Source organism: Pseudomonas nitroreducens, assembly GCF_024170165.1.
GTDB classification, from domain to species: Bacteria; Pseudomonadota; Gammaproteobacteria; order Pseudomonadales; family Pseudomonadaceae; genus Pseudomonas; species Pseudomonas nitroreducens_C.
This window is the reverse complement of sequence record NZ_JALJXP010000016.1, coordinates 51,753-63,945: the sequence shown is the minus strand read 5'-3', so window position 1 is coordinate 63,945 and position 12,193 is coordinate 51,753. Positions and strand designations below refer to the sequence as shown.

General features: G+C 67.8%; 10 protein-coding genes. 5 read left to right on the top strand and 5 right to left on the bottom strand.

Translation table 11 applies throughout. The features are described from left to right. Nucleotides 1-82: 82 nt before the first annotated feature. The 5 genes from J2T47_RS25710 to J2T47_RS25690 form a co-directional block, all read right to left on the bottom strand. Nucleotides 83-1,114, bottom strand: coding sequence for an MBL fold metallo-hydrolase (locus J2T47_RS25710; protein WP_253453107.1), 1,032 nt, complete (start codon nt 1,112-1,114; stop codon nt 83-85). Between the two features lie 67 nt (nt 1,115-1,181). Further along, nucleotides 1,182-3,083 (bottom strand): acyl-CoA synthetase, encoded by a 1,902-nt coding sequence (locus J2T47_RS25705; protein ID WP_253453105.1) that lies wholly within the window; start codon nt 3,081-3,083, stop codon nt 1,182-1,184. Beyond that, nucleotides 3,083-4,036, bottom strand: a complete 954-nt coding sequence (locus tag J2T47_RS25700) for a fumarylacetoacetate hydrolase family protein (RefSeq protein WP_253453103.1) — start codon at nt 4,034-4,036, stop codon at nt 3,083-3,085. The genes J2T47_RS25705 and J2T47_RS25700 overlap by 1 nt, the downstream gene beginning before the upstream one ends. 75 nt (nt 4,037-4,111) lie before the next feature. Continuing rightward, a complete protein-coding gene (locus tag J2T47_RS25695; protein ID WP_253453101.1) occupies nt 4,112-5,215 on the bottom strand; it encodes a VOC family protein in 1,104 nt (367 codons plus the stop codon). A 79-nt stretch (nt 5,216-5,294) separates the two neighbouring features. Further along, a complete protein-coding gene (locus J2T47_RS25690) occupies nt 5,295-5,909 on the bottom strand; it encodes a TetR/AcrR family transcriptional regulator (RefSeq protein ID WP_253453098.1) in 615 nt (204 codons plus the stop codon). Between the two features lie 263 nt (nt 5,910-6,172). Between J2T47_RS25690 and J2T47_RS25685 the strand changes: the two genes are divergently transcribed. Genes J2T47_RS25685 through J2T47_RS25665 form a run of 5 tightly spaced genes read left to right on the top strand, consistent with a single transcriptional unit; the run spans nt 6,173 to nt 12,192 of the window. Next, entirely contained in the window at nt 6,173-7,798 is a 1,626-nt protein-coding gene (locus J2T47_RS25685) for a bifunctional 3-(3-hydroxy-phenyl)propionate/3-hydroxycinnamic acid hydroxylase (protein WP_253453096.1), read from the top strand. Then, complete coding sequence (locus J2T47_RS25680; RefSeq protein ID WP_253453094.1) at nt 7,795-9,441, top strand: FAD-dependent monooxygenase; 1,647 nt, start codon at nt 7,795-7,797, stop codon at nt 9,439-9,441. The genes J2T47_RS25685 and J2T47_RS25680 overlap by 4 nt, the downstream gene beginning before the upstream one ends. A 2-nt stretch (nt 9,442-9,443) precedes the next feature. After that, the gene (locus J2T47_RS25675) at nt 9,444-9,824 is read left to right on the top strand and encodes a hypothetical protein (RefSeq protein ID WP_253453092.1); all 381 of its coding nucleotides are present in this window, start codon (nt 9,444-9,446) and stop codon (nt 9,822-9,824) included. Between the two features lie 31 nt (nt 9,825-9,855). Continuing rightward, nucleotides 9,856-10,929 carry an amidohydrolase family protein gene (locus J2T47_RS25670; RefSeq protein WP_253453090.1) on the top strand — a complete coding sequence of 358 codons (1,074 nt, stop codon included), beginning with the start codon at nt 9,856-9,858 and terminating at the stop codon, nt 10,927-10,929. A 33-nt stretch (nt 10,930-10,962) separates the two neighbouring features. Then, nucleotides 10,963-12,192, top strand: coding sequence for an NADH:flavin oxidoreductase/NADH oxidase family protein (locus J2T47_RS25665; protein ID WP_253453088.1), 1,230 nt, complete (start codon nt 10,963-10,965; stop codon nt 12,190-12,192). The last annotated feature ends 1 nt before the right edge of the window (nt 12,193 follow it).

Below are 12,193 nucleotides of genomic sequence, written 5' to 3'. Positions count from 1 at the left end.
GTGCAGCTGGCAAGGCAGGTGGCGTTCGCGGACAGCCGGCGCGCAGATTCAGCGGGTGCCCGGTTTCAGCGAACGCGCCGACTCATAGGCGTATTTCCATGGCGTCCTCCCCCAGGGTGAGTTCGCCCGAGAAACGCTCCGCCATGCCGCGCAGGAACAGCTGGCGGCTGACGAAGTTGGTTGGGCTGGGAATCAGGTGGGTGAGCACCAGATGGCGGACCTTGGCCTTCTCGGCCAGCTTGGCCAGGCCGAGGGTGTCGGCGTGGTAGTCGAGCACCCGTACTGCTTGCGCCGCGGCGGCGGCCTGGCCGGTACGCTGCAGCGCGGCGGCGCCCATGCGGATCAGGTGGCCGTTGATGGCCTCGTGTACCACCAGGTCGGCGTCCTGCATGGCGCCGAAGTAACGCTCGGTGACGCGCGTGTCGCCGCTGATGAAGATCTTCTTGCCGCTGTAGCGCAGTACGTAGCCGAAAGCCGGATCCACCGGGCGGTGATCGACACGGAAGGCGTCGATGGTCACGCCATCCTTGTCGTACACCCGCATCGATTCGACGCCGTCGGCCAGGTCGACCTCGTGGGCCTGGGCATAGGCCAGTTCGGTGGAGATCGCCGGCAGCGCATGCTCGTGGCGGAACTCGACGTCCTCTGCATAGGCCATCGCCAGCCCCTTGACCACCTGCTCGACGCCGCGCGGGCCGTAGACCTCGAAAGGCGTTTTGCGGCCATTGATCCAGGTGTGATTGATCAGTGCGCCCAGGCCGTTGAAGTGGTCCGAATGCCAGTGGGTGATGAACACGCGGGTCAGCGCCGGCAGAGGCACGTGATTGTCCTCGACATTGCGCATGGCGTTCTCGCCGGCGTCGAAGAGGAACAGCTGGCCGCCGGCCGCCACCAGGGTGCAGGCCTGCCCGCGCGGTGCGTTGACCTGCGGCGTGCCGGTGCCGCAAAGGATGACGCGGATGCTGCCGTCGGCAGCGGTCAGCGAGTTGTCGGTGCGGTCGCGCACTTCGGCATCGAGGATCGCCTCCTGGATGCGCTGGCCGTTGAGCACGGCGGCAGCGGCCACGGTGGCAAGCAGCAGGGCGGGTACGGCAAGTTTCCACTTCAATCGCATGTCTCTGGTCCTTTACTTGGCTTTTCTTGTTATGGGTGGCAGCGCGCGTGCAAGGCGATGGTGGCGGTCATCCCGACCAGTCGATCTGGAAGCTGTAGCGCCCCAGCGCGCGGGCCAGTTCATCGCGCCCGGAGCCGGCGCGAACCTGCGCCACCAGCCCGCGACGGGCGTCCTGCACCACCTCCACGGCGATGCCGGCGAGGCCCTGGTTGTCCGCTTCCTGGTGGATCACCCGGGCGATCTCGCGTTGCTGCAGCGCGGGCTTGAAGATCTTGCCCACCGGCGTGACCGGCAGGGCGTCAAGAATCTCGATGCGCTTGGGCACCGCGGCGCGCTCGCTGATGCGCTGGTTGGCGAAGTCCAGCAGCGCGGCGCTGTCGGCACGCTGGCCGGCGGCAAGCTGCACGTAGGCCACGGGAATCTCGCCGGCATGCGGATCGGGGCTGCCCACCGCTGCCACCAGGGCCACCGCCGGGTGGGCCTGCAAGGCTTCCTCGATCTGCTTCGGGTCGATGTTGTGGCCGCCGCGGATGATCAGCTCCTTCTTGCGCCCGGTGAGCCAGAAGTAGCCCTGGGCGTCCTGCCGGCCGAGATCGCCGGTGTTCAGCCAGCGCTGCGTGCCGATGTCGATCCACAGGCCCTTGTTGTGGCTGTCTTCGAGGTAGCCGAGGAAGACGTTGGGGCCGTTAATGGCGATCACCCCGACCTCGTCGGTTTCGGCATCGCGCAGGTAGTCGCCGTGGTCGTCGAGGATCACCGCGCGCATGCCCTGGTAGGCCAGGCGCAGGCCGATGGAGCCGATCGGGCGCTCGCCGTCCGGCGGGTTGCTCGACGACACGCAGGCGCCTTCGGTGAGGCCGTAGCCTTCGAGGATGCGCACGCCGACCCCCCGCTCGAACTCGCGGAACAGCTCCACCGGCATCGGCGCGGCGCCGCACAGGGCGTACTGCAGGCTGGACAGGTCGTGGCCGGCAGTGGGCTGTTGCAGCAGCGCCGAGTAGACCGTGGGCACGCCGGAGAAGAAGTTGATGCGAAAGTGCTGGACCATCGCCCAGAACGCCGGGATCACCCCCTCGCCGCGATAGCCCTGGGGCGTGCCGATGATTACCCGGTCGCCGTGGGTCCAGGGCATCAGCCCGGTCACCAGCTGGCCGTTGACGTGGAACAGCGGCAGCCCGCAGAAGATCACCTGGCCGCTCTGGCGTGGCTGCATGTTGGCGGCCATGGCCCAGGCGTTGAAGACTTCCGAGCCGTGGCTGCGCCTGGCGATCTTCGGCAGGCCGGTGGTGCCGCCGGTGCAAAAGTAGGAGGAGGGCTCCTCCGCGCGGATCACCCGGCCGCTGCTGAGCTGCTTGCCGTTCTCGCGGCGCATCAGGCGGCGCAGGTCGTGGATGCGCAGGCGCGGGTGGCGGGCGCGTTCGCGGCGGGCCATCCAGCGTAGTGCGAGGGAGGCGACGGGGCCGACGTAGGACGCCATGCTCACCCAGAGCACATCGCGCACGCCGGGCAGGCTGTCGAGCTGGCTGGCCAGCTTGGGCCACAGGTCGCTGCCGGGTGTGGGCGCCAGGGTCACCACCAGCCGCGCATTGGCGGCGCGCAGCAGGTCGCCGATCTGCGCGGCTTCCAGCAGCGGGTTGATCGCCAGGACGATGCCCGCGGCCTCGCCGCCCCAGATGACGAAATGGGTTTCCGGCAGGTTCGGCAACAGGAAGGCGACCACGTCCTTCGGCCCGATGCCGAGCCGGTGGAAGGCGTTGGCGGCGCGAGTGATGTCGGCGAACAGCTCGGCATAGGTCCAGTCGTGGGTACGGCGGAAGTCCTTGGCTTCGAGGAAGAAGCTCAGCGCCGTCGCCTGGCCGTGCTGCACGGCGCAGCGGCACAGCGCCTCATAGGTGCTGGCCGGCAACTCGCGGCGAGGCAGCGGCACGCTCTCCAGCGCCTGGATGTCGGCGAGGGTCTGCACGGCCATCAGGCTTGCTCCACCACGCGGTTGCGCTGCACACCCAGGTCGATCACGCCGTCGGCGCTGCGGATGCTCGCCTCGACCAGGTCGCCGGCCTTGAGGTACTGGCTGCGCCCCGCCTGGGTCTTGAGGAAGGCTTTCCATTTGATGTGCTCGGGCAGCAGCGCGGCAATGCGCTGTTTGGCCGGCGAGGGGACCGACAGTGCACAACCGGCGGGCGTGCCGGTGGCGATCAGATCGCCGGCGGCGAAGTCCTGCACGCCGGAGAGCTCGCTCAGGGTTTCCGCCGGGCCGTGCACCAGATTGGCGGTGCTGTCGCTCTGGCGCACTTCGCCGTTGACCGTCAGGCGCAGCTGCAGCTCCTTCAGGTAGCGCATGTCGCTCTTGTGCAGCAGGCACAGGTACGGGCCGACCGGGCCGAAGGTGCGGAAGCTCTTGCCCTTGTAGAACTGCATCTGCGGGATCTGGATATCCCGCGCCGAGTAGTCGTTGACGATCACTACGCCGGCGATGAACTCGTGCAGGTTGGCGTCGGTCACCGCGACCTTGCCGGTGATCTCGCGGCGCAGCACCAGGCCCAGTTCGATCTCGTAGTCGAGGAAGCGCACCTGGCGTGGTTTGATCAGCTCGCTGTCGGCAGCGACGATGCAGCTCTGCGCCTTGGTGAAGATCATGTTGAAGTGCTTGGCGTCCGGGTCCATGCCCGACTCGATCATGTGCTGGCGGTAGTTCGCGCCCTGGCAGACGAACTGCTGGTCGCGGGTGATCGGCGAGAGCAGCTTCACCGCGTCCAGCGCCAGTTCGTCGCCCCGCAGTTCGGCGAGCTCCTCGACCGGCACCTGGCGGATCAGCTCGCCGGTGCTGGCGTAGCGGCCGGGCAGGAGGCTGATGCGCCCCTGGCGCAGCACGCCCCAGCGGGTTTCGTTCTGGTGTTCGAAGCGGACAAGGTGCACGGGCATGGGAGCGACTCCTGGTACTGCTGTGGGCCGACTGGGAAGCGGCGATTTTTGTTGTGCTGTTCTTGGGCTGCGTACCTAGCCGAACATCCGTGCCAGGGTGATCAGCTTGCGCAGCGTCAGGTCCGGGCTGTGCCGCAGGTTGTGCAGCAGGGTGCGCAGCTTCTGCAGGTTCATCGCCGGCTTGGTGAAGTTCCTGGGCATGCGCTGGCCCCACTGCGACATGGCCTCGGGGCTGACGCTGTGCAACCCGGTGGGGCGCTCGGCGGTGAACAGGTCGCCGTCGCAGTAGTGCTCGTGCTTGTCGCCCCAGGGGTCCTGCCAGTAGTCGAAGATCTGGCTACCGAGAATGTGCCGACCCATGCCCCAGGCATGCTTCCAGCCGCGCTCGCGCAGAATGCGCTGGCCCATGCCGACGGCGTCGGCATCCACCACTTCGTAGGCGCTGTGGCTGTAGGCCGCCATGAAGCCCTGGGCCAGCGCCAGGGTGTGGTGGTCGGCGGGCGTGTCGCCCAGGTCCAGACGCAGGAAGGCCACCGCCGGGGAGCCATCGGGCAGCACCTGCACGTCGCTGGGAATCAGGCCGAAATGCTCGGTGTACCAGCCAGCGGTGGCCTGGTAGTCGGCCACTTCGAGCACCACGTGGCCGAGCTTGATGATGTCTGGCGGCGCCACCGGCGGGCGCTGGGTGGCGTTGATCCGCGGTGCGTCGTCGACCTGGTTCAGCGGCAGGGCCGGGCGGTGCGCCAGTTCGCTGGCCAGCTGCTGGCCGTGGACTGCCTCGACGACGAAGCCGGATGGGTCGCGCAGCGTCACGCTTTCACCGCCACCAGGCATAGTGAGTTTCTGGATCGGCGATGCCCCCGGCAGACGTGCCAGCCGTTGCAGGTCCTCGCGTGACGCCACCGCCAGGCCGAAGCCGACGAAGCGCGCCAGTTCCGCCCGTTGCACCCGATAGCAGTAAGGCGCCGGGCCGGTGCCGCGCAGGTACAGGCAGTCGGTATCGCGGCGCGCCAGAGTCAGGCCGAAGTCGCCGAGAAAGCGTTCGGCCTGCTCCAGGTCCGGGCGCTCGAAAATCAGGTGCGTCAGTGCGCGGGCCTTGACCGTCGGCTGCGGATGGCGGGCCGGCTGCGGTGTGGCCAGCGCGGTGGACTGGCGGGTGGAGGTGGGCTGACGGCTCATGTTTGTTGTTCTCCGTGGCTTTCGTCAGGCAAGGCTTCGCCATCGCCCCTGAAAAGGAGCGTTGGCAGGTTCGGCTGGGTCAGTCCGCTGGCGGTAGCACCGGCAGCTCACCGGTGGCCAGGCTGCGCGCTTCCTCCGGCGCCACGCCGAGCGCGCGCAGGGTCAGTTCCGCGGCATCGCTGCCGGCCTGGCGCCAGGTGCGGTGGCCTTCCAGGACCAGGAAGATGGAGCTGAGCACGGCCCCGGCGATCATCGAGATCGCCGAGGGCAGCTGTTCCTCGCGGAAGCTGTAGCGGCCATTGGCAAGCCCGCTGAGCAGGTCGGCGGTGGGTGGGCCGAACCACATGCCGCGCAGCGACTCCTCGCTCATCGAGAAGCGGCTGATGAAGGCGCCCCAGTGCTGTTCCTCGTGGGCCCGGCGGATGAAGAAGCGGATGCCGTTGGCCAGGCGCAGGGCCGGGTCCGAGGTCTCGCCGAAGCTCTTCACCACGCGCTGGTGCATCTCCGCCGCCAGGTGGCTGGCCACGTGCTGGAACAGGTCGTCGATGGACTGCAGGTTGTTGTAGATGGTGCCCCGGGCCACGCCGGCTTCCTGCGCGAGGTCGCTGATGTTCACCTGGCTGGCGCCCTTTTCGGCGAACAGGCGCAGAGCGGCCTGGTGGATGCGGCGTTGCACGGGGTTGAGGGTTTCCATGAAGAGATGGCTCCGAGGTCAAGCTTGGGATGATTGAACACTTGCGTTCAAAATAAGTCAACAGGGTCTATTGCTTGTCATTTTTTCCTCTTTTTCCGCGATCTTCCCCGTTCTGCGCGGCTTTCCAGCATCCCTTCGGATATTGGCAAAGGCTCTGGCGGGCGGGTTTCAGCCGAGATTACAGATCGAAATTGATCTCCAGTTGACTGAATTGAACACTGGTGTTCAAAATGATTCGGCGATGTCTTCCCCTGGAGCAAGCAATGCAACAGTCCACAACAACAACGACAACCTGTGACGTGATCATCGTCGGCCTCGGCCCCACCGGGGCGGTGCTGGCCAACCTGCTGGGCCGCTATGGCTGGTCGGTGGTCGGCCTGGAGCGCGACGAGGACCTTTACTACGCCCCGCGTGCCGTACATTTCGACGACGAGATCATGCGTATCTTCCAGTTCGCCGGCCTGGCCGACGACATCGGCCGCACCAGCGAATCCTTCACCGACATGGAGATCATCCTGCGCCCCGGGCGCAAGCCGGTGACCCGCTCGCGCATCGGTAGCCAGGACCGCCGTTACGGCCATCCCGGCGCCTGGTGGTTCCACCAGCCGACCCTGGAGCGGCATTTCCACGACGGGCTCAAGCGCTACCCCAACGTCACCCCGGTGTATGGCTGCCGTGTCACTGGCGTCGAGCAGGATGCCGAAGGCGTACGTGCCACCGCGGTGCAGCGCGACGGCAGCGAGCGGGTGTTCCAGGGGCGCTACCTGATCGGCTGCGACGGCGGCAAGAGCTTCGTCCGCCGCGAGGCCGGGCTGCGCCTGGAGTCGGCGGATTTCGACGAGGCCTGGGTGGTGGTGGATACCAGGACCCGTTCCGGCGAGAAGGATGCGCTGCTGCCGGCCAACCACTCGCAGGTGTGCAACCCGGCCCAGCCGGTGACCTACGTGCCCATGGCCGGCCCGTACTACGAGTGGCAGTTCATGGTCACCGGCGGCAAGTCCGAGCGCGAGGCTACCGACCCGTACCTGGTGCGCCAGCAGCTGCGCGACTTCGTCGACCTCGACAAGATCGAGATCACCCGCATCGCCTACTACAAGTTCCACGGCCTGTGGGCCAACGACTGGCGCAACGGCCGGATCATCCTCGCCGGCGACTCGGCGCACCAGATGCCGCCGTTCCTCGGCCAGGGCATGTGCTCGGGCGTGCGCGATGCCAGCAGCCTGTGCTGGCGGCTGGACATGGTGCTGCGCGGCGCCGCGCGGGAGAAACTGTTCGACGACTACGAGGCCGAACGCTCGGCCCACGTGCGCGAAATCATCAACGGCGCGATGTTCCTCGGCAACGTCATCCAGACGCGCCACCGCGGCGTGGCTTTCCTGCGCGACTGGCTGCTGTTCCGCATAGCCGGCATGCTGCCTTTCGCCAACAAGGCGTTCGCCGACAAGGCCAACCGCAAGAAGCCGCTGGCTGCCGGTTTCTGCGGCTGGGGGCATCGGCTGTCCGGTCACCTGGCGCTGCAGCCGAAGGTGCAGCGGGAGGAGGGCGGCGAGCGCGTGCTGCTCGACGAGGCCCTCGGCCACGGCTTTGCCCTGCTCGCCCGGCGCGGTTGCCTCGATAGCCAGCGCGCCCAGCTGGAGCGCCTGGCACAGCAGGTCGACCTGCGCGTGCTGGAGTTCGCCGAAGACCCCGACGGCCCGGTACTGGGCGACCCCACCGGTGCGCTGCAGGACTGGTTCGACGCAGCCGGCATGGACTTCGTGCTGATCCGCCCTGACCGCTACGTCTTCGATGCCGGCCGCGCCGACCAGTTGGGCCGCGTCGCCGAGCGCTTCCTCGCCGGCCTGTCGCTGGTTCGCCACAGCCATCAACCCCAAGGAGTGGCGGCATGATCGACACCCCCGTTCTCATCAGCGGTGCCGGCCCGGTTGGGCTGACCCTGGCGCTGAACCTCAGCCGCCTGGGCATTCGCTCAGTGCTGCTCAACGACCGCCGGCAGACCACCACCCATCCCAAGCTGGACGTGGTGAACTGCCGCTCGATGGAAATCTTCCGCCAGCTCGGCCTGGCCGAGCGCATCCGCGCCGCCGGCAACCCGACCACCGCCAACCAGTACTCGGCGATGGCGGCGACCGCCAGCGGGCCTTTCTACAGCGTGATGGCCGACCGTCACCTGATCTACCAGCCGGTCGAGCAGGCCGAGCGGAGCATCCGCGCCTGCCGTGACGGCAGCCTGCCGCTGGAGTCGATGCAGCGCATCGCGCAGATGCACCTGGAGCCGGTGCTGATGGCCGAGGTGGAGGCCGACCCGAACATCGATCTGCGCATGGGCTGGCGCCTGTACGGCTTCGAGCAGGGTTCCACCGGCGTGGTGGCGATGGCCCACGAAGTGGAGAGTGGCGAGGCGCAGCAGTTCTTCGCCCAGTACCTGATTGGCTGCGACGGGCCCAACAGCCGGGTGCGCAACTTCCTCAACATCGATTACGACGGCACCCGCGACCTGGTCGGCGAGCTGTTCATCATCCACCTGCGCTCCGACAAGATCGCCGGACTGTTCCCGAACAACCAGCCTTACTGGCACACCTGGCTGACCCGTCCGGGCTTTGCCGGCCTGCTGGTCTCGCCCGATGCCAGTCGCAACGACTACGTGCTGCACCGGCCCTTCGCGCCGCGCCCCGGCGAGTCGCTGGAGAGCGTGGTGGACGCCGCCCTGGGCTGCAAGCTGCGTTATGAAATCATCCAGTCCGGCCCCTGGCGCCCGCAGTTCCTGGTGGCCCGTTCGTTCGGCCGGCAGCGGGTATTCATTGCCGGCGACGCCACCCACCAGTTCATGCCCACCGGCGGCTTGGGGATGAACACCGGGGTGGCCGAGGCGCACAACCTGGCGTGGAAGCTGGCAGCCTGCCTGGCCGGCTGGGGCGGCCCGCGCCTGCTGGAAAGCTATGAAGCGGAGCGCCTGCCGGTGGCCCGGCGCAATCGCGACCACGTGAAGAAATGCGCGGCGGCGACCTTCGAGGCGCAGATGCGCCGCGACGACGCGTTGCTCGCCCAGGGCGCGGCTGGCGAGGCGGCACGCGAGGCCGCCGGACGCGAGTTCGAGCGCAAGGTGTCGCGGCTCTACGAATCACTGGGCGTGGAGATCGGCTACCGCTACCACGGCTCGCCGGCTATCGAAACGGACACCGCCAGCGAGCCGGCTTACGAGGAGATTCGCTACACGCCCACCACCTGGTCCGGCGCGCGGCTGCCCAGCGCTTTTCGCGAAGACGGCACGGCGCTCTTCGATCAACTGGCCCTTGGCGGCTACACCCTGCTGGCCTTCGATGCGGACGCCGCGAGCTGCGCACCGCTGCAGGCGGCCGCCGAGGAATGCCGCGTGCCGCTGAGCGTGTTGCCGATCCACGAGAAAGACCTGGCAACCCTGTACGAGCGGCGCTTCGTGCTGGTGCGCCCTGACCAGCATGTGTGCTGGCGCGGCGACAGTCTGCCGGTCGATTGCTACTCGCTGTTCAACCGTCTGCGCGGAGCCCGCTGACCATGAGCCTGTTCATCGATTCGCTGAAACTGCGCCTGCTCCTGCTGGCATCCATCCCGCTGCTGCGCCGTGCCGAGCGCCGTTCGGCACGCCTGCGCGAACTGCTCCACGAGGAGTCCTTCGTACTGCAGATCCGCACCGGCGATGGCGTCGGTGGCTATTACCAGCTGCGTGGCGGAGTGCTCAGCCTGCACCGTGGCGAACACCGCCGGCCGGACTTCGTCCAGCACTGGCAATGCAGCGCGGATGCGCTGCGGGTGATGCTCAGCCGCGACGAGACCGACATGCTGCGCGCCGTCGAAGGCGGGCAGTGCCAACTGCAGGGGCGCTTCGCGGTGGCCCTGTGGTTCAACGAAGCCATGAAGATCGCCCGGGCTGCCTAGCCCTTTCCTGGATCACAGAAGGACAACAAGAATGACGATCCAACAAGGTCGAATCGACGTGCATCACCACATCATCCCGCCGGCCTTCGTCGAGGTGATGGCGAGCAAGGGGCTGGACATGGTCGCCGGCGCGCCGCTGCCGAAGTGGTCGCCGCAGAAGTCCATCGAGGTGATGGACCTCAACGGTATCCAGACCGCCATCACCTCGCTCTCGGCGCCGGGCGTGCATTTCGGCGGGGGAGTGGAGCAGGCCCGCGAGCTGGCGATGCGCTGCAACGACTTCGCCGCGCAGATGCGTGACGATCATCCGGGGCGCTTCGGCAACTTCGCCGTACTGCCCACGCCCTTCACCGAGGCTGCCTGCCGCGAGGCCATCCGCGCGCTGGACGAGCTGAAGGCCGAGGGCGTGGTGCTGCTGGGCAGCACCGACGGGGTGTTCCTCGGCGACGCGCGCTTCGACGAGCTGATGGCTGAGCTGGACCGCCGTGCCGCCATCGTTTTCGTCCACCCGAACATGCACGAAAGCAGTGAGAAGCTCGGCATCGCCGCGCCGGGCTTCCTGGTCGAGTTCCTCTGCGACACCACCCGTGCAGCAGTGAACCTGATCCTCACCGGCACCCTGGAGAAGTACCCGCGCATCCGCTGGATTCTCGCTCACGGCGGCGGCTTCCTGCCCTACGTGGCCTGGCGCGTGTCCCTGGCCAACGCCTTGCCGCAGTTCCAGGACAAGGCGCCGCAGGGAGTGATGACCTACCTCAGGCGTTTCTACTTCGACACCGCGCTGTCGCCTTCGCGCTGTTCCATGGCGGCGCTCAAGGAGCTGGTGGAGCCCTCGCAGATTCTCTTCGGCAGTGACTTCCCCTTCGCTCCGGCGCCGGTCACCACCCTGACCTGCCAGACCCTGGAGCAGAACACCCTGTGGTCGGATTCGCAGCGCTACGGGATCAACCGGGGCCACGCGCTGAGCCTGTTCCCGCAGTACCGCGATACCCGCGAGCAGGTGGTGGCCGCACCGATCCATAGCGGCGAGTCGTTCGCCAGCCGGGTCAAGCGCAGCCTCACCCGCCCGCTGGGCGCCTACGTCGAGCGCGTGCGCAGCCGTTGAGCCAGGCCCATCAGTTAACGGAGAGCCGATCCCATGAGCACCCTGTTCCAACCCTTGCGCCTGCCCAATGGCCAGGTGATCCGCAACCGCATCGCCAAGGCGGCGATGGAAGAGAACCTCGCTGATGCCGACCACGCGCCCGGCGACACGCTGCTGCGTCTGTACCAGCGCTGGGCCGAAGGCGGGGCCGGGCTGATCATCACCGGCAACGTGATGGTCGACCGCCGCGCGCTGACCGGCCCGGCCGGCGTGGTGCTGGAGGATGACCGCCTGCTGCCGCGCTTCCGCCGCTGGGCCGAGGTCTGTCGCAGCCATGGTGCGCAGGCCTGGATGCAGATCAACCATCCGGGCCGCCAGCTGATGGCCGATCTCGGCCAGCAGGCCCTGGGCCCTTCGGCCATCGCCGTGGACATTCCCGGCCTGAAGAACGTTTTCGCCCAGCCGCGCGCATTGTCCGCCGCGGAAATCGACGGGCTGATCCTGCGCTATCTGAACGCCGCGCTGCTGGCCGAGCGCGCGGGGTTCACCGGTGTGCAGGTGCACGCCGCGCACGGTTACCTGTTCAGCCAGTTCCTCTCGCCGCTGAGCAACCAGCGTCAGGATGACTGGGGTGGCAGTCTGGAGAACCGCGCGCGCATCCTGCTGCGCACGGTGGAGGCGATCCGCGAGCGGGTGGCGCCGGAATTCTGCGTGGCGGTGAAGCTCAATTCCGCTGATTTCCAGCGTGGCGGTTTCGCGGCAGAGGACGCCGAGGCTGTGGTGCGCCTGCTCAACGAGCGCGGCGTGGACCTGGTCGAGCTGTCCGGCGGCAGCTATGAAAGCCCGGCAATGCAGGGCCAGACCCGCGACGGTAGCACCCTGGCGCGGGAAGCCTACTTCCTCGAGTTCGCCGAGCGTATCGCCGCGACGGCACGCATGCCGCTGATGGTCACCGGCGGCATTCGCCGGCGCGAAGTCGCCGAGCGCGCCCTGCAGGGGCCGGTGGCGATGGTCGGCATGGCCACCGCCCTGGCGGTGGAGCCGACGTTGCCCAGGCGCTGGCAGGCGGGTGAGGGGACGAAGGTCGAGCCCATAGTCGTGGCGTGGAAGAACAAGGCCTTCGCCGCCGTGGCCACTCAATCAGTGGTGAAGAAGCAGCTGACGCTGCTCAGCCAGGGGCGCCCGACCAATCCGCACACCTCGCCGCTGCTGGCGCTGATCGGCAACCAGCTGAAGTTGCGCAAGCTGTCGCGCCGCTACCGGCGCTGGGTCGCGCAGGCCTGAG